The sequence below is a fragment of the Clostridium sp. 1001271B_151109_B4 genome (assembly GCF_015670405.1).
Classification (GTDB): Bacteria; Bacillota; Clostridia; order Clostridiales; family Clostridiaceae; genus Clostridium.
This window is the reverse complement of record NZ_JADPBQ010000023.1, coordinates 8807-31626: the sequence shown is the minus strand read 5'-3', so window position 1 is coordinate 31626 and position 22820 is coordinate 8807. Positions and strand designations below refer to the sequence as shown.

The 22820-nt window shown below is 27.5% G+C and carries 15 protein-coding genes, 5 tRNA genes and 1 pseudogene; 6 read left to right on the top strand and 15 right to left on the bottom strand.

The features are described 5' to 3' along the window. Positions 1 to 67 precede the first annotated feature (67 nt). The 3 genes from I4V63_RS13520 to I4V63_RS13510 all read right to left on the bottom strand — a co-directional run bounded on the left by I4V63_RS13520 (position 68) and on the right by I4V63_RS13510 (position 2492). Positions 68 to 142: transfer RNA gene (locus I4V63_RS13520), tRNA-Glu, on the bottom strand. Positions 143 to 224: 82 nt separating this feature from the next. Then, the gene (locus I4V63_RS13515; RefSeq protein WP_196001766.1) at positions 225 to 1916 is read right to left on the bottom strand and encodes an ABC-ATPase domain-containing protein; all 1692 of its coding nucleotides are present in this window, start codon (positions 1914 to 1916) and stop codon (positions 225 to 227) included. 3 nt (positions 1917 to 1919) lie between these two features. Continuing rightward, the gene (locus I4V63_RS13510; protein WP_196001765.1) at positions 1920 to 2492 is read right to left on the bottom strand and encodes a DUF1836 domain-containing protein; all 573 of its coding nucleotides are present in this window, start codon (positions 2490 to 2492) and stop codon (positions 1920 to 1922) included. A gap of 220 nt (positions 2493 to 2712) precedes the next feature. Here I4V63_RS13510 and I4V63_RS13505 point away from each other — a divergent pair, with 220 nt between their 5' ends. The 3 genes from I4V63_RS13505 to I4V63_RS13495 all read left to right on the top strand — a co-directional run bounded on the left by I4V63_RS13505 (position 2713) and on the right by I4V63_RS13495 (position 5464). Then, the gene (locus tag I4V63_RS13505; RefSeq protein ID WP_196001764.1) at positions 2713 to 3360 is read left to right on the top strand and encodes a hemolysin III family protein; all 648 of its coding nucleotides are present in this window, start codon (positions 2713 to 2715) and stop codon (positions 3358 to 3360) included. 24 nt (positions 3361 to 3384) lie between these two features. After that, positions 3385 to 3600, top strand: a complete 216-nt coding sequence (locus I4V63_RS13500; protein WP_196001763.1) for a DUF4351 domain-containing protein — start codon at positions 3385 to 3387, stop codon at positions 3598 to 3600. A gap of 274 nt (positions 3601 to 3874) precedes the next feature. Further along, positions 3875 to 5464, top strand: a complete 1590-nt coding sequence (locus tag I4V63_RS13495; protein WP_196001762.1) for an ATP-binding cassette domain-containing protein — start codon at positions 3875 to 3877, stop codon at positions 5462 to 5464. 57 nt (positions 5465 to 5521) lie between these two features. Here the strand turns inward: I4V63_RS13495 and I4V63_RS13490 are convergent, their stop codons facing one another. Further along, on the bottom strand, positions 5522 to 6082 hold the full coding sequence (locus tag I4V63_RS13490) for a TetR/AcrR family transcriptional regulator (RefSeq protein WP_196001761.1): 561 nt from the start codon (positions 6080 to 6082) through the stop codon (positions 5522 to 5524). A gap of 203 nt (positions 6083 to 6285) precedes the next feature. Here I4V63_RS13490 and I4V63_RS13485 point away from each other — a divergent pair, with 203 nt between their 5' ends. Continuing rightward, entirely contained in the window at positions 6286 to 7185 is a 900-nt protein-coding gene (locus I4V63_RS13485) for a phosphatidylserine decarboxylase (protein ID WP_196001760.1), read from the top strand. 534 nt (positions 7186 to 7719) lie between these two features. Here I4V63_RS13485 and I4V63_RS13480 read toward each other — a convergent pair. From I4V63_RS13480 to I4V63_RS13470, 3 genes are all read right to left on the bottom strand, one after another. Next, entirely contained in the window at positions 7720 to 8850 is a 1131-nt protein-coding gene (locus I4V63_RS13480; protein ID WP_196001759.1) for a DUF1887 family CARF protein, read from the bottom strand. 100 nt (positions 8851 to 8950) lie between these two features. Continuing rightward, a tRNA-Arg gene (locus I4V63_RS13475) sits at positions 8951 to 9025 on the bottom strand. A gap of 70 nt (positions 9026 to 9095) precedes the next feature. Beyond that, positions 9096 to 9857: a DUF1189 family protein gene (locus I4V63_RS13470; RefSeq protein WP_196001758.1), complete on the bottom strand. Its 762-nt coding sequence runs from the start codon at positions 9855 to 9857 to the stop codon at positions 9096 to 9098. Positions 9858 to 10032: 175 nt separating this feature from the next. Between I4V63_RS13470 and I4V63_RS13465 the strand changes: the two genes are divergently transcribed. Beyond that, the gene (locus I4V63_RS13465; RefSeq protein ID WP_196001757.1) at positions 10033 to 11241 is read left to right on the top strand and encodes a L,D-transpeptidase family protein; all 1209 of its coding nucleotides are present in this window, start codon (positions 10033 to 10035) and stop codon (positions 11239 to 11241) included. Between the two features lie 129 nt (positions 11242 to 11370). Further along, positions 11371 to 12711 carry a CCA tRNA nucleotidyltransferase gene (locus tag I4V63_RS13460; protein ID WP_196001756.1) on the top strand — a complete coding sequence of 447 codons (1341 nt, stop codon included), beginning with the start codon at positions 11371 to 11373 and terminating at the stop codon, positions 12709 to 12711. Positions 12712 to 12835: 124 nt separating this feature from the next. On the opposite strand, the gene addA is transcribed toward I4V63_RS13460, so the two are convergent. From addA to I4V63_RS13420, 8 genes and pseudogenes are all read right to left on the bottom strand, one after another. Next, positions 12836 to 16597, bottom strand: a complete 3762-nt coding sequence (addA, locus tag I4V63_RS13455; RefSeq protein ID WP_196001755.1) for a helicase-exonuclease AddAB subunit AddA — start codon at positions 16595 to 16597, stop codon at positions 12836 to 12838. 2 nt (positions 16598 to 16599) lie between these two features. After that, positions 16600 to 20031: a helicase-exonuclease AddAB subunit AddB gene (gene addB, locus I4V63_RS13450; protein WP_196001754.1), complete on the bottom strand. Its 3432-nt coding sequence runs from the start codon at positions 20029 to 20031 to the stop codon at positions 16600 to 16602. A gap of 10 nt (positions 20032 to 20041) precedes the next feature. After that, positions 20042 to 20560 carry a GNAT family protein gene (locus tag I4V63_RS13445; protein ID WP_196001753.1) on the bottom strand — a complete coding sequence of 173 codons (519 nt, stop codon included), beginning with the start codon at positions 20558 to 20560 and terminating at the stop codon, positions 20042 to 20044. 142 nt (positions 20561 to 20702) lie between these two features. Next, a complete protein-coding gene (locus I4V63_RS13440; protein WP_196001752.1) occupies positions 20703 to 21644 on the bottom strand; it encodes an ROK family protein in 942 nt (313 codons plus the stop codon). Positions 21645 to 21841: 197 nt separating this feature from the next. Beyond that, positions 21842 to 21934 (bottom strand) — tRNA-Ser (locus I4V63_RS13435). A 5-nt stretch (positions 21935 to 21939) separates the two neighbouring features. Beyond that, positions 21940 to 22030 (bottom strand) — tRNA-Ser (locus tag I4V63_RS13430). A gap of 111 nt (positions 22031 to 22141) precedes the next feature. Then, positions 22142 to 22664, bottom strand: a pseudogene (locus I4V63_RS13425) (carbonic anhydrase). Between the two features lie 61 nt (positions 22665 to 22725). Further along, positions 22726 to 22816: transfer RNA gene (locus I4V63_RS13420), tRNA-Ser, on the bottom strand. Positions 22817 to 22820 lie beyond the last annotated feature (4 nt).

The following is a 22820-nucleotide window of genomic DNA, read 5'->3' as shown; positions in this document are numbered from 1 at the left end:
TATGGTAGCTTTTTTTTATATAAAAAAAGGAGCAAACAAAATTGTTTAACTCCCTAATCCTTGATAATGGTGACTCGTAGGGGAATCGAACCCCTGATTTCACCGTGAGAGGGTGACGTCTTAACCTCTTGACCAACAAGCCATATTGTTAATTATTAACTTAACAATATTAATATTACCATATATCTCAAAAATATTCTAGATATTTTTTCCATTTATTCAAATTATTTTATTCTTATTTTTCTATATCTATTAAATGCACATATAATTTCTTGCTTTCTTACCATTGCAAAGCTCCCATATCCACCTTTAATATTATCAATATTAATAAGATTCTTATTTAATTCTTCGATTACCTTATCTGTTATTTCAATTAATGTTAAATCCTTTCCCATTAATTTATTTTCAACATATTTCATAACAGCCCCAATAGTATTTAACTGTTCACTATCTACTATTTGCTCAACACTACGTAAATCTATGTTTTCTCTATTAATAGAAATTCCATCCTTACCTAATGTTTTTATCTTTACGCCTTTAGGACCACTTTCTATTGTTCCTTTAAGAATTACCCTATTAAAATTAATATCAATATTTAAATCTTTATTATACTCAACTAACCCCTTACTTAAAGCTTTAGCCCTTTCAGTAACCTCAAACGGCTCATAATTATCCATTTGAATAACTAAATCTGCAATATCAAAAAAGTCCCCAGAGCTTCCTGCCACTAATATAGTAGATATTCCTCTCTCTTTATAAAGACTCCTTGCTACATCAATAAAGGGGGTTATTGGCTCTTTATCCTTAGCTACAAGTTGTTGCATTATTCTATCCCTAATCATGAAATTAGTTGCTGATGTATCTTCATCAATTAAAAATAGCTTTGTTCCACTTTCAATACCTTCAATTATATTTGCAGCTTGTGATGTACTTCCACTTGCATTTTCAGTATAAAATTTCTTAGTATCTTTTCCATTAGGTAGATTATTTATGAATAATGATATATCTGTTTTAGTTATCGATCTTCCATCCTCAGCTCTAACCTTTAATGCACTATCATCTGTAATAACAAATTCCCTACCATCACCTTCTATATGATTATATACACCAAGCTCTAATGCTCTAAGCAATGTTGATTTACCATGATATCCTCCTCCAACTATTAAAGTTATTCCCTTTGGTATCCCCATTCCTTTAATTACTCCTCTATTAGGTGTATTAAATTCTACTTCCAATTCTTTAGGAGAAATAAACTTTTTCCCATCTTTCAAAGGTTTTTGTGAGACTCCACTTTCTCTTGGTAATATAGAATTATTAGCAACAAACGCAACAAGATTTTTATTTTTAAGTTCATTTCTTATAAATTCTTGATCCTCAACTAATTTTATTCTATCATTTAAAGCCTTAGTGTTTATTTTATTATAAATCAATGTATTTTCAACTATATTAGGCAAAACATTAAATAATATCTTTTCTAATTCTCTTGATAATACACTTCTTCCCCTAGCAGGGAATCCAACATAAAATCTTGCCTCTACTTTTTCATTATCTATTATTACTGAAGTTCTTTCCAATATTTGCTGTGGACATCTACTTATTTCTATAAGTCCACTTTTTCCTGATCCAAAGATTTTCTCTCCATATTTATAAATATTTTTACTAAATAATCTAGTTAAAAAGTCACATAATGCTACCTTCTTATATTTTTCATCAAATAATTCTTCAGGAAGTTGATTATAATTGGCATTTACTATAACTCTTACTCTTGATGGTGATGCAAATGGATCTCCCTGAACATGGTCTATACTCAATATATAATTATTAAAACTATATTGCCCCTCTAAATCTTTATAGGATTTATAGCCACGGCCATCAATTCTATCTAATTCTTTTTTTAAATCACTTGAATTTCTCATATATTACTCCTGTTCAGTAAAAAATTCATCAATTAATTTTTCGCTCATTCTTCTATACATATTACTCATATTTACTAAAGAACATAACACTAAAAATTTCTTTTCAAAATCCCCGTCTAACTTTTCATTTCTATCAACTATATTGCTTATATCTTCAAACTTTGTTGTTACATCCCTTTTAAAATTATTTTCATCATTAGAACACTCTTCTAAAAAGCTCGAATATAATTCTCTTAATGGATAATTGTCTTCTTCTGATTTACTTATTATTTTATCTAACGAACTCTTAATATCATTTATTGATAAAGCTCCTTTTAAATTATAAATTAAAGACATTAATATAATATGTTCTTTTGAATACTTCTTATTCTTTATTGGTAATAATAGCTTTCCCTTAGCATAATTATTAATCATTGTCTTTGTTAATATTTTTTCATCATTATTTCTTTTTTGGTTATTCAATTTAGATTCAAACAATTGAATTACTTGATCCATATATAAATCTATTTCAGGTACTTCATCTAACCTAATATTACTTTCTAACGGTAAATTATTTAATATTTCTATTATATCCATAACATCCTCCATATAGTTTTGAAAACTACTTATTATCACTACTATATTTTAATAATAATAGTATTTTCTAATATTTGCAAGAAAAACAGATGTATTTACTGATAATTTCCTTAAATCTCCTAAAATAAACTTTGACTATAATGCACATATAATAAATAATATTAATATAATATCATGTAGTTTTAAAAACCACATGTCGAATTGAGAGGTGTTTTTTTATATGTACAAAAAATTAAGGGAACCTATTAATGCTATAACTCATCTTGTTGGTGCTGGATTATCACTAATTGCTTTATTTGCTATGCTAGCTAAGGTAATCTCATCTAATCCATCAAGTACTGCCATCTTATCTGTAGTTATTTTTGGAATTAGTTTAATTCTTTTATATACAACTTCTGGAACGTATCATGGAATAACTTCAAGTGAAAAAGTTATTTCAATATTTCAAAAACTAGATCACTCAATGATTTTTGTTTTAATTGCTGGTTCATATGCTCCATTTTGCTTAATTTCTATAGGCGGTGAACTCGGGCTTACAATGTTTATAGTAATGATTACTATAGCTGTGCTTGGTATTACATTTAAACTTTGCTGGTTTGATTGCCCTAGATGGCTTCAAACTGCAATGTATATAGGAATGGGTTGGGCTGCTTTATTCATGATTAAACCATTAACAGCAGTATTACCTGGAATAAGCTTATTTTGGCTAGTACTTGGTGGTGTTCTTTATACAATTGGTGGCGTAATTTATGGAATTAAACCAGAAAAATTAAGAATTGGCAAATGGAGATTTCATGAAATATTCCATATCTTCATATTACTAGGCAGTTTAAGTCACTTTATTTGTGTCTTTACTTATGTAATATAATTTTATAAGAGAGGTTTATATTATATGTTTAATTTTGGTTCTTACGAAGAAGGCGTTGAAGCCGGAATAGAGCGTGGTCAACATTTATTATTAATGCAACTGTTAACAAAAAGATTAGGAACACTTTCAGAAAAATATATTGATAAATTAGAATCCTTAGAAAACAATGACGTTATTAATATTGCTTTAAATATATTTAATATAAAAACTTTTGAAGACTTAAATAAATACTTTTTATAAAGAAAAATAATAATCTTATTTGCATAATTAATATATTTATCAAATAAATACTTAAAAGCTGATTATATATCAGCTTTTTTCTTTATTTTTACATACTTAATTTGTGCTTCTTTTTTATGTTAATAAATCATTTTTTGCATATAAAATTTTTACAATGATTTTTTTTGCAGATTTCTCACCAATTCACTAGTTTATTTATTGTATATTTTAATACAAAGTTAAAATTTTTATGTTATAATATCGAAAGAATAATAAATGAAATGAGGTATGTTGAGTGATTAATGTTTTAAATGTAAGTTTAAGATACGGGTCTCGTAAATTATTTGAAGATGTTAATATTAAATTTACTCCTGGTAACTGCTATGGTGTTATTGGTGCTAACGGGGCTGGAAAATCTACATTTTTAAAAATATTATCTGGAGAAGTTGAACCAAACACTGGTGAAGTTATAATTGCTCCAAATACAAGAATGTCTGTTTTAAGTCAGGACCATTATAAGTATGATGAATTCCCAGTTTTAGAAACGGTTATAATGGGTAATGAAAGATTACATACTATAATGAAAGAAAAAGATGAATTATATGCAAAACCAGACTTTTCAGATGAAGACGGAATTAAAGCAGCTGAATTAGAAGGTGAATTTGCTGAATTAAATGGATGGGAAGCTGAGTCAGAAGCATCATCTTTATTACAAGGTTTAGGAATCGGAACTGATGCTCACTACAAATTAATGTCTGAATTAACAGGTGCAGAAAAGGTTAAAGTATTACTTGCTCAAGCTTTATTCGGTAACCCTGGAATATTAATCCTAGATGAGCCTACTAACCACTTAGATATAAAATCAATTAAATGGCTTCAAAACTTCTTAGGTGACTTTGAAGGAACAGTTATAGTTGTATCACATGATAGACATTTCTTAAATGAAGTTTGTACTCACATGGCTGATGTTGACTTTGGTAAGATTAAATTATATGTTGGTAACTATGACTTCTGGTATGAATCAAGCCAATTAGCTACTCAAATGGCTAAAGATCAAAATAAGAAAAAAGAAGAAAAAATTAAAGAATTACAAGACTTCATCGCAAGATTTAGTGCTAATGCTTCTAAATCTAAGCAAGCAACATCTCGTAAGAAGTTATTAGATAAAATTACTTTAGATGATATTCAACCATCAAGCAGAAGATATCCATTCGTTGGATTTAAACCTGAAAGAGAAGTTGGTAATGATATATTAGTAGTTGAAGGATTATCTAAGACTATTGATGGAGTTAAAGTTTTAGATAACGTAAGCTTCAGAGTAAATAAAGAAGATAAAATTGCTTTTGTTGGTAATGAAATTGCAATCACTACTTTATTTAAAATAATAAACGGAGAAATGGAACCAGATGCTGGTGAATTCAAATGGGGTATCACTATAACTACTGCTTACTTCCCAAAAGATAACTCTGAATTCTTTAATGATTGCTCATTAAGCTTAGTTGACTGGTTAAGACAATTCTCTGAAGAAAAATCTGAAAGTTATATTAGAGGATTCTTAGGAAGAATGTTATTCTCTGGAGAAGAAGCCTTAAAAGAAGCTAATGTATTATCTGGAGGAGAAAAGGTTAGATGTATGCTTTCTAGAATGATGCTTTCTAGTGCAAATGTATTAATTTTAGATGGACCTACTAACCACTTAGACCTTGAATCAATTACAGCTGTTAATAATGGATTAAAGGATTATAGCAGTAATGTTTTATTTGCTTCTCACGACCACCAATTCGTTCAAACAGTTGCAAATAGAATCATAAGAATAAGTGATGATGGTTCTATTTTAGATAGATCAATGTCTTACGATGAATTCTTAGAAAAATTCGCTGAATAATAAAAAAGTCATTATATTGGAGTCTAGATTACAGGCTCCTTTATTATGACTTTTTATTTATTTAATTACTAATCCATCAAACATTATATCTACAATACTCTTCATTGTTTCAGAGTAATCTATTTTTTCTTCTCTTAATTTATTATCTTCTAATAAGATTCTTATACTTCCTATTAGTATACTCTTCATAAGATATATATTCACTTTTTTAATTAATCCTTCATTAATACACTTCTTAACTAATTCATCTGTTTGTTCCCAAGTCAAATCTAATCTATATATGATTTTTTCATATATTTTAGGATAGAACTTTTTTACTTCATGTATTTTAGTATAATCAATAGTATCGTAAGATGTTGGTAAAATAGTCAGTATCCTTTTTAATTTTTCTAAATTTCCAATACTCTCATCATTAATTACATCTTTTCCTTTTTCAGTTACTGAATCAAATACTTCATCTACCAGTAAATTTAAAAGTATTTCTTTACTATCTATATTTTCATATAATGTACGTTTGCTAACGCCAAGTCTATTAGCTAAATCATCCATAGTAAATTTAACACCTTTTTCTCTAAAAATATCTATTGTTGCATTTACTATTTTTATTTCTAAACTCATTTTACCCCTCCATATCACTAACTATATTTTATAAGTTTATTCTATTATTTTATATCTTTTATTTCAAATATTTTTTCTTTATATTAATGTTAATAAACTATTAAAATAAAATATGTTAATATATTATATAATAGTAACTAAATATATCTTTATGATAATTAATAGTCTTTTATTAATTATAAAAAATAATACGAGGTAATTACATGATACAAATTTATAATAGAAGAACAAATAAATATGATACAGAAACTGTAGCTGGAGAAAAATATATTAATTGGGCATATGAATCTCCAATCGGCAAAGGATTTGTAGAATTATTTATTAAAAGAAGGATATTTTCAAAAATATACGGATTTTATTGTGATAGTAAATTAAGTAGGAAAAAAATTTCTTCTTTTATTTCAAGTTTTAATATTGATATGGATATGTGTCCAACCATTCCTGCTGATTTTAAAAGTTTTAATGATTTTTTTATTAGAAAACTTACAAGAGAAGCACGACCGATTAATACTAATAAAAATATATTAATCTCTCCAGGCGATGGACGTTTAATGGCTTATACTAATATTGATATAAATGAACTAATTCAAGTAAAAGGAATTACTTATAGCTTATCTGAACTAATTCAAGATGATGAAATTGCAAAAGAATATAGTGGAGGTGTTTGTCTAGTTTTAAGATTATGCCCTACTGATTATCATAGATTACATTTTATAGATAATGGAACTATTGAAGCTTCAAATAAGGTTCCCGGAAATTATTATTCTGTTAATCCTACAGCTTTAGAGCGAGTCCCTAAATTATATTGTCAAAATAAAAGGGAATGGTCAGTTTTCCACTCTAAAAACTTCGGTGATGTAATTCATGTTGAAGTTGGTGCTACTTGTGTTGGTTCTATAATCCAAAGCTATACACCTAATCAAAAGGTAAAAAAAGGTGATGAAAAATGCTACTTCAAATTTGGTGGATCAACAACAATTTTATTCTTCAAAAAGAATACAGTAACTATAGATGATGACATTTTACTTCAATCTTCCTTTGGCTTCGAAACTAAAGTCAACATGGGAGAAAAAATTGGTGAAAAATTTAGTTATCACGTGTAATATCGAAAAAAGAAGACATTATCTTTACGGGAATTTATGAAATCTCGCCTTGAATTTATATAGTTACTTCCATAAAGTTTGCTAAAGATTATAAACTCGCCTATCGGCTCAAACATATAATCTTCTTAACGCGAACTTTACTCCAGTAACTATTAAATTCTACGGCTTGCTTTCAATATTGCCTTCAATATAATATCTTCTTTTTTTCTGTATACCCATAGCAAACTAAATTATCCCTTGAATTGCAATACTACTATTTTATAGCACAAGAGTTAAATAACTAGAATCAACTTAGGCTTAAATTAGTGGAATGTGGTAATAAAGAAAAAATAAATGGATTATCGGAAGGAATATTATAATTGAGTTTTAGAATTTAATCCTTATTGAAATAAAAACTGCGCTAAGAAGCTGAGGGAGTGAAACGACATCCGAAGCTTTAGCAGTTTTTACGGAAATAAGGATATAAATTCTTATCGAAAATTATACTAATTCCTGGAGATAATCTATTTATTTTTTTGCTTTACTGTACTGCAACTAAATTATAGCTTTAATTGTTCGTATAAATTTATCTTCGTCTCCGTCGAAGATTATTAGGTGGATTCCCATTTCTTTTGCTCTTATGCTTACTGGAGATTTTATTGGTTCTTTTGTTGCTACCAAGAATTTATATGAATTTTCGCCACCAAATTTTGAAGCATAAACATTTAATTCATTTAGTGCCATTTCATTGTATTTATCACTATCCTTGCAAGAAATAAAAATAGGCACAGAATCTTTTACTGCTACTACGTCTACTTCATTTCTAACACTTTTATTATCATCATTCCATAAAAACATAACACCATTTTTAGATTCATCTATTTCTTCTATTTTATTAATAAGCTTATTAGTTTCTATTTCTAACCATGTACCACTCTTAAAAATAAATGCTTTTATATAATTATTTAAAAAATCTACTATAATTTTATTATTACTTTCATTTAGAGTTATTTCTTTCATTTCTTTAAGTTTTTCTAACACTTTATTTAACAATTTTTTTTCTTTTTCATCTAATTTATCTGTATGTATATATATTCTTTGCTGATTATTAGCATCATGCTCAAATATACTTGCTTCATATAATTTTTGTTTATATTCATGCCATAATGGTAAATTCTTTGATATTTGTTCTGAAAAATATATTAAATCTTTTTTATTACATAGTTGTGAAGCATCTTCAATAATCATGCCTCCTGAAGCCTTTGCTATATCGTCAATTTCTAAATCTTCAAAGTTTTTGTTTGAACTTAAAACATCATTATTATCAAATTCATACATAATCTTTTCTTTAATACCAATGTATACTGCTTTAATTTTCTTTTTTAAGCAAATATCTAATAAAATTAAGGAATTTACTCTTTTTCCACCAGTTAAATTTACTATTATATTTTCGTCCTCTACATTATCTATTATTTTTTCTAAAGCCTCTTTATTTCCTTCTTCAAAATCAAAAAGTTCTAACTTAACATTTTTAAAGTTTTTTTCATAATATATTTTTAATGCTTCAGCCTTTGCTGCATAGCATTTATCTTTAATAAGATAGACTTTTTCTGGATTAAATTCTTTTGTTGCTAATATATTACTTTCATTATGTTCATCAACTTGACTTATTAAAATATTAATCATATTTTTGATACCTCTTTACTCAAACTATATTCTTAGTTTTCCTAGCAAATTGAAATTTAATCAATAAAAAAAGAACTGTTGAAATTCAACAGTTCTTACATGGCAGAGCGTAAAGGAATCGAACCCTTAATGCGCCGTCCGTAGCGGCGTGTTATATCCGTTTAACTAACGCTCCATGGTGTTAACAAATCTATGTTAACACAAATAAATTAATTTTTCAAGAAATAAAACAATTAATATTGCAATTATTCCCTATTAATAGTTTGTTTTAAGTAATTATCATTAATAAAACTTAATCCAAACATTAATATGATTCCTCCAATTAAAATTGAATATACTCCTATTGGGAATATTATATTAATTATTGTTGGTAATGTAACTGAATATAGTGCTAAATTAAATACTCTATTATAAGGCATTTTTCTATTTAAAATTAAATTACTTAATATCCCTATTAATGATATAAATAATGCATACATTAATAATTGAATAAATTTAACTACTATCATGATAGGTGTTATTATATATTTTACTATATCAATTTTTTCAATGACTGATATAACAAAATCATTATTAAAATTAATTAAATCTAACCCTAAATCAGAATATTTTTGAGTAACACTTTCTGAACCACTCTTAACCATAAATCCATCTTTTAGTAATACAGTAACTGTATCCTTATGAACTGTAATGCTTCTTAGTGAATCTAAATCGTCTATATCTTTATTTGTATCAATGTATAACAAAGCCTGACCCTCTTCTTCTTTTAAAGGTGAATTTTTAAAATCTAATATTCCATCCTTCATTTCAAATTGCACTTCATCTTCTTCTAAAATCATTTTAGTTGTTTTTTCTAATCCTGATATTAACACTGCTCCCATTATTCCTTGAACAAGTCCAATAATTACAGATAACAACAAAATATATAAAAAACCTTTACTTAATTTTTCTTTATTTAAATAAACATATTTCTTAGGATTTATGCTAAAAATAAATTTATTTCTCATTTTTAAATTATCGCTCCTTTATTCTATTAAACCTTCTAAATTAACAAACCTTTATACTTTTTAAGTATAACATATTTTCAATATTTTCTTATGTACTTTTTATAAATTTACTAATTATAGGTTTAAAATTGGAAAATTAGTCAAATATTATTAATAGCTATAAGGAGGTATAACATTGCAAAATTTATTTAGAAAACGTAAAAAAAAGAATATATTTCGAATTGTTACTATTACTTTTTCATTCCTATTATTAATTTTGGCTTTAAACTATTATGTTAATTATAAATATTCCACAATTACAAGTACGTTTTATTCAGAATTTAATAATTGTAATTTTACTGATGCCAAAAAGCTTATTGATAGTAATAGTATCTATTTAAAATTAAAGAAAAAAACACTAAATACTGATTTAAATACTTACTTTTCTGGAATAGTTAATAATATATGTGACACATTATCAGAAAATGATGAAAATAAAGATAAAGCTTTAATAGTTCTTAATGAAATTAAAAGTTATGATATCTTAAATTCATCTATAAATAAGCTTATAATTTCATTAGATGAAAGTTATGAAGCTGAAGACTCTTCAGATTACGAAGCTCTTTTATCTCTTGGATTAGATAATTGTGATAATGGTAACTTTGAAGAAGCTCTTAATTTTCTAAAGAAAATCCCTGCTGATTCAGACTATTCAGAAAAAGCAAATGAATATATAGAAAAATGTATTAGTAACTATAAAGAAAATATATTCAATGAGGCAGATGAATTAGCTAATAATGATTACTATACAAAAGCTATAGATTTATTAAATAATATTGATACTTCTATAGTTTCAAAAGATGATTCTGATGTTCAAAATAAAATTACTTCAATTGCTGAGGCTAAAGAAAGTTACTTAGCTTCATTAAGTTCATCGGATAGTACACAAAATTCAACATCAACATCTAGTGAGTTGCTTAATTCAATAACTAGCTCTAATATTAATACATTAAATCTTGAAAGCTTAACTTCTAATTTAATATACGTTAGTTTAGCTGATCAAATTACTTATGTTTATAAAGGCTCAATGAACAAATGGGATAAAATTAAATCCTTTAATTGTTCAACTGGCATAGATGGTGAAAATACACCTACTGGTGTTTATGATGTAAGGGAACGTGGTGATTGGTTCTTTTCTGATAAATACAAACAAGGTGGTAAGTACTGGGTACAGTTTTATGGAGATTATCTTTTCCACTCAGTTCCTTATAATGAAGACCAAAGTGAAGTAGTTGATAACACTTTAGGTACTCCTGCTTCTCATGGTTGTATTAGATTAAAAACTGAAGATGCTAAATGGATATATGACAATATAGAAGCAGGTACAAAAGTAATAATTAAATAAGTATTAAGAGGTAGAAATTAAATTCTAATTCAGTTAACTTCTACCTCTTAATTTTTTACTATTATCTTTTTTTAATGATCTTTATGTTAAAATATATTAATAACAATTTATTTTAAAGGATGATTTAATATGTTTATTAATATACCTAATAACGTTCAATTTATTATAGATACTTTTTATAAAAATAATTATGAAGCCTTTATGGTTGGTGGATGTGTTAGAGATTGCTTACTTGGCTTAACACCTAAGGATTATGATATAACCACTTCTGCCTTACCAAACATAACAGAATCACTATTTGAAAAAACAATACCAACGGGAATTAAACATGGGACAATTACCGTTGTATTGGATAATGAAAATCTAGAAGTTACTACTTACAGAACAGAAGGAAATTATTTAGATAATCGTCATCCCGAGTCTGTTGAATTTGTTTCAAACATAAAAGAAGATTTATCAAGGCGTGATTTTACAGTTAATGCTTTAGCTTATAACAATAAAGAAGGCCTTATAGACTATTTTAATGGTATAGATGATATAAAAAATAAAATAATTAAGGCTGTTGGCGATCCAAATAAAAGATTCCAAGAAGATGCTTTAAGAATGTTGCGTGCTATTAGATTTAGCTGTCAGTTAGGATTTAAAATTGATGATTCAACATATGTAGCTATAAAATCAAATTATAAACTAATAAAAAATATTAGTATTGAGCGTATTAGAGATGAATTATGTAAAATCCTGATTTCCGACAATCCTTGTGATGGTTTGAATTTACTTAAAGACACTGGAATTCTTGAAATAATTATTCCTGAAATTTATAATTTGGTTGGTTATACACCTCTTTGTAATAATCATAATAGAGATGTTTTTAATCATACTTTAAATGTAATAAGTAATACTTCAAATAATGATTTAATCTTAAGATTATCAGCTCTTTTTCATGATGTTGGTAAGCTTAATACATTAAAGCAATTACCTAATGGTCATTGCTACTTCCCTGGTCACGCTCAAGAAGGTGCAATAATATGTAAACCAATATTATCTAGGCTAAAATTTGATAATAATACTATAGACAAAGTTTCTAAAATAATTTATGATCACTTAGTTTTAGATGTTAATTATATGCCTACTGATGGTGAAATCAAAAGATTATTAATACGTGTTGGTAGTGAAAATATATTTACACTTTTTGAACTCCAAAAAGCTGATATAAATTCATTATGGGATCCAGTTCCTTTCTTGAAAAAAGTAGATTATATTTCTGATAGAGTAAAATTAATACTTAAAAATAAAGAACCACTTTATATCAAAGACTTAGCTGTTACTGGCTCTGATTTAATGACACATTTAAATATTAAACCTGGAAAAATTATTGGAGAAATACTAATATTTTTATTAGAAAAAGTTTTAGATGATAAAACTCTAAATACTAAGGACAGTCTTTTAAAAATTTCTGAAAACTTTCTTTAATGTATAATGCACTAAAGGCTAGCAAAATTCTGATATGCTCCCTCTCAAGTAGCAGTCTTTATTATTTTAACTGTCTACCATAAAGTGATCATATCATTTTTCTGCTAGCCTATCTATTTAATAATTATTCTTTTACTAAAACTCCTTTATCTATTCCAAATAAATAAAGATAACTTTCCTTTACTCTTTTCCCTGTTATTTTTTCTAAAGCATTTTTATAGTACTTAAGTTGAGCTCTATATCTTTCAATAATCTCATCTTCATTACCTTCTTCAACATAATCAGTCTTATAATCTAAAAGTACTATTCCATCCTCTTCTTCAAAGAAACAATCTATTATCCCTTGAAGCCTAATCTTTTCATCAATATAAACATCTCTACTTAATTCTGTATTATATTCTACGCTACTTAGTTCAGTAAAGAAAGGTAATTCCCTACTTACCAATCTTCCTTCTTTATAAGATTTTACTAATCTTTCACCTAACGGACTAATAAAGAATTTATATATTTTTTTATACCAAACAACAGAAGCCTCTTTTTCAGTTAATGAATTATCTAATACCATTTCTTCAATTTGGGCCTTTATTTCAGAATCACTATTTACTCTATCATAATTTAATCTTTGCATAACATAGTGAATTACAGTTCCTCTTTCAGCTGCCGATAATCCTTTTTCCTCTTTTAAAAATTTAGGTTTTAAAATTTCCTTTTCTTTAAATACTTCTACAGTATCATGGATTTCATCTCCATAAGTAAATTCTTTCTTTTTTAAATCTGATACAGAAATATTACTCGGTAACATTGCTCCCTCTATAAACTTATATTTATAATCAAGCCTTCTCTTTATTTCTTTATCAACAACTATATCTTCAGAAGTTATAAACAGGCTATCTTCTTCAATTTTATCCACAGTCTCTAAATTTTTATCCACTGTTAATAAATCTTTAGTCCAGAATTTGATATTCCATGTGGAAAAGTCACTAGTAATTAAATCTCTGGTAGCACCCGTAACCCCTCTTAACTTTTCTCCACAGGTATGTTTACACATTGCCATAGCAATCCAATCTAAATATGATTTTCCTTTTAAGACTTCTGAAGGCAATACTATATTTTCATCTAAGGAAGCTGAAGATATCCAATTATTAATTGATTTTTCTAAATTACTAGTTGCTCCAGTAATAATTAACTTTTCTTTAGCTCTAGTAAATGCAACATACAGTATTCTCATTTCTTCAGATAAAGTCTCTAATCTTATCCTTTTCTTTATAGCTTCTTTTGCTAATGTTGAATATGAATTTCTAGTTTCTAAATTAACATAACTAGGACCAAACCCTAATTCTTCATGATATAAAATAGAATTTGATAAATCCATTAAGTTAAATTGTTTACCCATTCCACTAGTGAATACTACGGGGAACTCTAAGCCTTTACTTTTATGAATACTCATAATTCTTACTACATCTTCATTTTCACCAAGTACCTTTGCACTTCCCATATCACCAGAAGATTTTCTTAACTTATTAATAAAGTTTATAAAATTAAATAATCCTTTAAAGCTAGTGCTTTCATATTGTTTCGCTCTTTGGAAAAGAATTTTTAAGTTTGCCTGTCTAAGCTTTCCATTAGGCATCGCTCCAACATATCCATAAAATGCAGTATCCATATATAAATACCATATAAATTCATCTATTGGAGTATAAATAGATTTTTCTCTCCACTTAGTTAATGCCACTATAAAGTTAATACATTTAAACTTTAATTCATTATTAACCTCATAGTTCCCTTCGCATACTTCCTTTATTATTTCATAAAAATATAAATCCTTATTTAATAGCCTTAAATCACTTAACTCCTCAGCCGTAAATCCAACTATAGGTGATCTTAAAGTTGCTATCATAGGTACATCCTGAAGTGGATTATCAATTATTTTTAATAGTGACATTATAGTTCTAATTTCAATAGATTCAAAATATCCACTACCTGTATCAGCATACACTGGAATACCTTCTGAACCTAATTCATCTAAAAATATTTCTGCCCAATTTTTTGTTGCTCTTAAAAGAATAACTATATCCTTATATCTAACATCTCTATATTCATTAGTATCTTTATCAAATACTTTAAACTTTTTACCATCTTTAGATTCAAATAATTCCTTTATTCTTTTTGCAACAATTTTAGCTTCAAGAGTAATAGCATCTATATCTTCTTCCTCTTCTTTACTTCCACCTTCATTGTCTTCATCTACAACTTCAATTTCTTCTTCCTTAACAATACCTGATTTATCTAATATATGAAGTTCAATTTCTCCACCTACTATTGAAATTTCATCATCTACATCCTTAAAACTTGCTCCTAAGTTCAATGCCTCTTCATCAGTATATTCAAGTTCACCAACAGTTTCAGACATAACCATTTTAAATATATAGTTTACGCCTTCTATAACCTCTTGCCTACTTCTAAAGTTTTTATATAATTGGATTTTTCTATCCTTACTTTCACCCTCTAAAGAATATCTATTATATTTATCTAAAAACAGTTCAGGTTTTGCCTGCCTAAATCTATATATACTTTGTTTAACATCACCAACCATAAATACATTAGACTCTTTTAATTTTCTTCTTGAAACTAAATCTATTATAGTTTCTTGAACATTGTTAGAATCTTGATATTCATCTACTAATACTTCATCAAAGAACTCCATAAAATGTTCTGCAACCTTTGAAGGTACAATATTATTATTTTCATCCCTATCAATTAATATTTTTAAACAAAGGTGCTCTAAGTCATTAAAGTCTAATATGTTTTTTTCTCTTTTCTTTTCATCAAATCGCTTTGAGAACTCAAGAGTTACAGTAGCTAAAGTCTTCATAAAAGGATACACTTCCATTATTCCCTCTAAAGCTTCTTGTGGAGTAAATTCAAAAGTATTTTCAATTAATGATTTTATTTTTTTCTTAACTGAGTCTCTTATGCCCTTAACTGAATTTTGAGCATTTTCATCTGAAACTTGATTCTTCTTAATAGTCTTTAGCTTAATAAATGAAATAGAATTTAAAGCAATATAAATGTCATTTAAGCTTCCATTTAAGCTTTCATAAGATCTTTCTAAATATCCATAATCACTATTAAAAGCATCTAAATATGGCTCTAATCCATCAGTATCCTTAATTATCTCAATTGCCTTCTTATACATATTTAAGAATCCATTTAATTCTACTCTTAAGCTATCTTTTAATACCTTTACCCATTCACTTTTATCAAGTTCTTCTAAAGTAGTAATATTAAAAGCTTCTGCTTTTTCAATCAACCATTTCCCAGGCCAAGGTCCGCTCATAGAAAATCTATATAAAGAAAGTATCATTTCTTTTAATTTTTCATCATCTTTAGCGCCACTATATGCTTCTATTAACTCCTTAAATTCTTCATTATCCTCTTCATAATACTCTTCAAAAAGCTCTTCTATTATTTCATTTTTCATTAATGTTGCTTCTGTCTCATCCCCGATTCTAAAGCTAGGATCCAAATCAATAGTATAAAAATAATTTTTAATTACATCTAAACAAAAAGAATGCATAGTAGTTATATTAGCTCTTCCCAATAAAGTAAGCTGTCTTTGAAGATTTTTAGAGTTAGGAGTCTTCTCTAAAGCTTTCGATATAGCAGCTGCTATTCTTTCTCTCATCTCCGAAGCTGCTGCACTAGTAAAAGTAACAACCAAAAGCTTATCAATATCTACTGGATTTTCTTCATTGGTTATTATTCTTATAATTCTTTCAACTAAAACAGCTGTTTTACCTGAACCCGCGGCGGCTGCTACAAGTAAATTGCATCTTCTAGTTTCAATTGCTTGAAGCTGTTCATTAGTCCATTTAGTTTCTGCCATATTTACTTACTCTCCTCCTCTTTTACTTTGTTTTCCATTGCATTCCATAGATCATCCTTTTTCTTCTTCAAGATAATTTTATACTTATTATCCCTTATCGAAGTATCAAATTGACAAATTGCAGAATAATCACAGTAATCACAATATGTTACCTTTGAAGATTTACAAGGTTCTATTTTAACTTCTCCACTAAGCATCTCTTCACATATTTCAATCATTTTATCATTAACATAATTTCTTAATAATTCAAACTGTAATTCCGTTACCACTGAACTAGTACTTGTAAAATCTCCATCTTTCTTAAATGCAGCTGGTATTATTAATGAGTATGTTTCCATATCATTATCCATAGCTTTTACAAGCTCTACATTTTTTAATAATAATCCATCCATCTTTAACTTCTTTAATACTTCTATCTGGATTTCTTCTTCACTTAATGCCTTTTTAGATTTAATTATCGGATTATCTATTTTAAAGTATAATATTCCACCAGGCATACATTGAGTTTTTAAAATCTGTTCTGAGTTTTTTAGTATTGCATCTAAATAAACTAATAACTGAATTTGTAATCCATAATACAATTCATTCAAATCAAAACTTTTTGAACCTGACTTGTAATCAACTATTCTTATATAAGTTTCTCCATTTAATTCAACCTTATCTATTCTATCAACTCTACCCTTTAAATAAACTGTCTCCTTAGAAGGCAATTCTAATTTTATTGGATCTGAATCTTTAAAATCACCAAAATCAAATTCACTCTTAAATATATCAAATTCACCTTTTCTCATTTGCTCTGATATTACAGTTACAGATTTACTTATAGTTTTTTTAAATCTTTCTGAGAAATATTGATACTTCTTATTACTATTTAAAATAGAATTAGTCTCATTTTTAAGTTTAGTATTAACTAATTCATTAACTATTTCACTACATCTATCCTTAGTTAAATCGCTCCATGATATATTTTCTTTTCTTATTTTATTTGTAAATTGATCTAATATGTCATGCATAAATGAACCTAAGTCTGGAGCTGAAAATTCATATACTTTTCTATCCTTAGCCTTTAATCCATATTGAACATAATAGCTAAAAGGACATTGCGCATATTTTTCTATTCTTGAAACACTAAACATTAATCTTCCATTATCATTACTATAAAGCTTCTTCATTTTTTCTCTTGGAATTCTTTCAACTAGATTAGTATAATTTAATCCATTAAAGATAATTTTAGTTCTATCCTTAAATTCATCACTTTCTTCAAACCACTTAAAAGTTTCTACCCAATGAGGGTCAATTTCCTCCTTTTCATATTCCTTTCTTAACGCTTCTATAAGTTCATTAAATGTTGGAGTTGGTGCTGTTATATTATAATATTTATCGTTAAATAAATTCTTATTAAATATTTCACTTTCTTCTTGTAATCTAGGTAAAATCTTTTTTAATCTTGGTATTATTATTGATGGTCTTAAGGACTTTCCTTCAAAATCTGCCATTGGATAAGTTACCATTAAATAATTTGAAGGTATAGTTAAAGCTGTATAAACCATAAATTGCTCTTCAAATATTCGGCTTCTTGTATCGCTAGCAAGTTCAATTCCTAATTGTTTTAATTCAAGTCTATCTTCATCAGATAATATACCTTCATCCTTATTAGCTGATGGTAATACCCCATCATTAGCGCCAACTATATAAAGCGCCTTTACATCTCTACCCTTTATTCTTGCTATATCACCTATATTTACTTGATCTAATGCCATAGGAATTACACCAATTTCTTTTTCTTCAAATCCTGATATTAATATCTTCGAAAAAGTCTTTAAATCAACTTCTTCATCACCTAATACTTCTACAGCTTGATCTAACATATCCATTACTATAGATGGTACTTGGGTATACTCCTTAATCTTATCTTGCATTCCTTGTGTACTAAAGTTTTCAAGCCACCTATCCATAGTTTCAAAAGCATTTATCTCTAATAAGAATTCATATAATGCTGTACAATATTTTTTTACTGTAACATCACCTTTTATCTTATTATATAAATTAATTATTGGTCTTCTGACTTCTTCCATATACTCAAAAACTTCAATTTCTTCTTGAGTTAACTCTTCATCTGTACTACATATTAAATCACGAGTCCACTTATAACCCTTAATCCCATTAGCTAAAATATAATTTTCTAATTTATCAATATATGTTGATTCTAATGTTACAAGCCCACTCTTAACATATTTAAATACACTTTCATAAGACCAATTAGTACTTAATATTTCTAATGCTGATATTATTAGTACTACTAATGGGTTACTTAATATCTCCCTTTTCTTATCAAGAAAATATGGAATATTATATTCATTAAATATAACTGAAGTAATCTTATCGTAACTATCTATTTCTCTACAAACAACAGCTATATCCTTATATCTATAACCCTTATCTCTAACAAGTCTTAAAATATCTTGAGCCACCCACTCTATTTCAGAATAATTATTATTAGCTTTATATAATCTTATATCTTTACATTCATCCTTATATATTTTAAATGGAAAGTTAAAGAAGTATTTTTCTATATGACCTAACTCTTTACTTTCTTTAAATCTATATATATTTTCTTTATTTAAGTTAACAGGCTCCTTATATGCAATATTATTTTCTTGCATCATTTTTAATAATCTATTTTCCGTATTTTTTATTACGTCAAATATATCAGTTTCACCTTCAGTAAACTGAATTTGACCGTCACTACATAAAGTAATGTTTATATTCTTACATTGTTTAGCTAATACCTTTAAAATTTCTAACTGCTGTGGGGTAAATGTTGTAAATTCGTCTACCCATATTTCAGCATCATTATATAGCTCACATTCTTTTAACTTTTTTGCTAAAATAGATAATATATCTTCTGAATCTATATATCCTTTATGAAGATTTTCATTGAATGTTTTATAAATAGATGCTAAGTCAGTTACCTTTTCTTTTAAATCCTTATTATCTATTTGTAATTCTTTTTCTCTTAAAATTTCCTCGGAAATATTATACTTCTTAAATTCAGTTATTGACTTTGATACTATTCCAACAAAGCCTTGCTGCTTACTAATTCTATTAAAATATTGAAGTTCTTCTCCTTTATCCTTTAATAGCTTATAAATAAGCATATTTTTTCCTGAATCCTCTATTACGTTAATTGCCCTGCCACCACATCTATCAAATACCCTTGTAGCCATTCTTTTGAAGCTTAATACTTCAGCTCTAATTAATGCTCTTTCTCCTATATACTCTAATAATTTCTTTTCAGTTTGAAATGTATATTGATCTGGTACAAGTAATATTAATTTATTATTTTTATCATTTTCTAATTTTTTCTTTATTTGATTTAAACAATAATAACTTTTTCCAGAACCAGCTCTACCAAAAATAAATCTAATTCCCATATGCAACTCCTTACCATTTATATTCTTCCTTTAATAGCCCCATTATAATAGTATCTAAATATTCTCCCTGGTAATAATATTTACTCCTTCTTATCCCCTCTTCTATAAATCCACACTTTTTATAACACAATATTGCAGCTTCATTTTCTCTTACAACTTCTAACTCAACTTTATGAGCTTTTATTTTTCCAAATAAATACCCTAAAATAGTATGTATTGCATCACTTCCATATCCTTTACGCCAATATTTTTTACCTATAGTTATGCTAATACTATATACATTTCTAGCATATTTATCTTCAGAATATATTATTACGCCTACAATATTGCTTTGTTTATCTACAATTACATAATTTCTTCTTGAAGGTATGTTTAAATATTTTAAATGCTCAATTATATATTTTTTTGATAATACTCCATATTGATCACCATTATATTTTAATACTTCACTATCAGAGCATAAATTATAAGCTACATCAATATCTTCTTTTAATATTTCTCTTAAATATATTTTATTTCCATAAATCAATTTAACCCCACCCTACATTAATAATACTATTGCTTTTACTACTTTTCTAATTACCTATTTAAAATAATATATTTATTGTAAAAATAAAGCTACAACACCTATAGATATTCTCTACGTGTTGTAGCTTTTCTTAAAATTGTTATTATTGTTCAGTTATTGCTAAAGCTGCTGCTCCTAAAACTCCTGCTTTTCCACCTAAAACAGCTTTTTCTACTGTACAGTTTTCAACAAAAGTTTTCATGCATCTTTCTGAAACTACTCTTCTTATAGTATCTAACACTATATCTCCACCATTAACTACTCCACCACCAATAACAACTTTTTCTGGGTCAAAGTTAGTTATAGTATTAGCTACTGCTATTCCAAGATAAGTTAATGAAGTTTCTAATATATTCTTAGCAACTCTATCACCGTTAGCTGCTTCTTTAAACACTTCTTTAGCCGTTACATCTTCATAGTTCTTTAATGTTGTTTCTACATTACTTGCTACAGCTTCTTTAGCTCTCTTACCAATTGCTGTACCTGAACCAAATGCCTCTGCACATCCAACGTTCCCACATCCACATCTTGGACCTTCAGTTGCAACTATTGTATGTCCAACTTCTAATGCATTTCCTGTAGCTCCTCTAAATAATTTTCCATTTAAAACAGCTCCACCACCGATTCCTGTGCTTGCTGTAATAAATACCATGTTTTCAGTACCCTTTCCTGCACCAAACATAAACTCTCCTAATGTAGCAACATTAGCATCATTATCTAAATAAGTTGGTAAATCATATGTTTCCCTTATTGTCTTTACTATTGCAAAGTTTTTAAAAGGTAAATTTGAATTTTCAATTATAATACCATTTTTAACATCTAATGGACCTGGAGAACCGATTCCAATTGATCTTATTGAGTCTTTATCAGTTCCATCTATAACATAATTAATAGTATCTATTATTCTTCCCATAACAGCTTGTTCACCTTCATTAGCTAAAGTTTCAACTGTTTTTTCTTTTATAATATTTCCTTCTAAATCTACTAAAGCTGTGTAAATTTTAGTTCCTCCTAAATCTACACCTACAACATATTTCTTTTCCATTTATTACCCTCCTATTTTAAGTCATACTATCTTAACTATATAAAAGTATACCATTTAAATATTACGTTTACAATTATTAATTATGGAAAAATTGGAATTTAATCTTTTTTCACACTGTTAATATACTTATTAATATTACTAATGCCTATATCTTTTATTTAAACGCAAAAAAACATCTAACAAACGTTAGATGCTTTTGGCGGAGAACAAGGGATTCGAACCCTCGCACCAGTATTATCCAGCCTACTCCCTTAGCAGGGGAGCCTCTTTAGCCACTTGAGTAATTCTCCACTTATGGCGGAGAGACAGGGATTCGAACCCTGGGTACGCTCACACGCACGCCGGTTTTCAAGACCGGTGCCTTAAACCAACTCGACCATCTCTCCAAGACAAGATTTATTATATCAATGCCTAATAATTATGTCAACACATTTTTAAAAATTTTTTTATTTTTTTATTTCTTAGTAATCTTCACTTATTACTTCTAGCTTTCCACTTTAAGGATCCATTATTAAACCATGTACTTTTACATCTTTAGGTACCAGAGGATGTTTTTTTTATTAACTCTACACTTTCTAATACTGAATGTTCTATAGAATCAAATCCATGTAACCACTTCTTTATATCTATACCTGACTTCGTCAATATTTCTATTGCTTCTCTCGTCACCCCACGTTCTACTATTTTATTAATAGTAGTTTCACCATCTATAGTGCTCACTTCACAACCTTTATGTCCAATTACTAATACCTCATCTTTATTAAATTCATAAATTGCAACTATAATACTTCTTATTATACTTCCAAATGAATGCATTATAGTAGCTCCTGCATTTTTTACTATTTTAGCATCTCCATTTTTTCAAATTAAGGGCCTTTGGTAATAATTCCATTAATCGTGTATCTATACAAGATAAAATTGCTGATTTTTTCCCGGATATTTTATTGTTTTATATTTCTCATATTCTTTATTTTCTACAAACATTTTATTATATTCTAATATTTCATTTAACTTATTCATACTTACACGCCAATTTGTAATTTTATGCAAAAAAAAGTCTTTAGCTAATGCTAAAGACTTATGGCGGAGAGACAGGGATTCGAACCCTGGGTACGCTCACACGCACGCCGGTTTTCAAGACCGGTGCCTTAAACCAACTCGACCATCTCTCCTCGG

What these genes read in the sequence shown, in the direction of transcription:
- addB (WP_196001754.1), bottom strand. Translation starts at nt 20,031, where the DNA reads ATGGGAATTAGATTTATTTTTGGTAGAGCTGGTTCTGGAAAAAGTTAT.
- I4V63_RS13510 (WP_196001765.1), bottom strand. Translation starts at nt 2,492, where the DNA reads ATGGATATAATAGAAATATTAAATAATTTACCGTTAGAAAGTAATATT.
- I4V63_RS13460 (WP_196001756.1), top strand. Translation starts at nt 11,371, where the DNA reads ATGTTTATTAATATACCTAATAACGTTCAATTTATTATAGATACTTTT.
- I4V63_RS13500 (WP_196001763.1), top strand. Translation starts at nt 3,385, where the DNA reads ATGTTTAATTTTGGTTCTTACGAAGAAGGCGTTGAAGCCGGAATAGAG.
- I4V63_RS13440 (WP_196001752.1), bottom strand. Translation starts at nt 21,644, where the DNA reads ATGGAAAAGAAATATGTTGTAGGTGTAGATTTAGGAGGAACTAAAATT.
- I4V63_RS13515 (WP_196001766.1), bottom strand. Translation starts at nt 1,916, where the DNA reads ATGAGAAATTCAAGTGATTTAAAAAAAGAATTAGATAGAATTGATGGC.
- I4V63_RS13505 (WP_196001764.1), top strand. Translation starts at nt 2,713, where the DNA reads ATGTACAAAAAATTAAGGGAACCTATTAATGCTATAACTCATCTTGTT.
- I4V63_RS13485 (WP_196001760.1), top strand. Translation starts at nt 6,286, where the DNA reads ATGATACAAATTTATAATAGAAGAACAAATAAATATGATACAGAAACT.
- I4V63_RS13470 (WP_196001758.1), bottom strand. Translation starts at nt 9,857, where the DNA reads ATGAGAAATAAATTTATTTTTAGCATAAATCCTAAGAAATATGTTTAT.
- addA (WP_196001755.1), bottom strand. Translation starts at nt 16,597, where the DNA reads ATGGCAGAAACTAAATGGACTAATGAACAGCTTCAAGCAATTGAAACT.
- I4V63_RS13480 (WP_196001759.1), bottom strand. Translation starts at nt 8,850, where the DNA reads ATGATTAATATTTTAATAAGTCAAGTTGATGAACATAATGAAAGTAAT.
- I4V63_RS13490 (WP_196001761.1), bottom strand. Translation starts at nt 6,082, where the DNA reads ATGAGTTTAGAAATAAAAATAGTAAATGCAACAATAGATATTTTTAGA.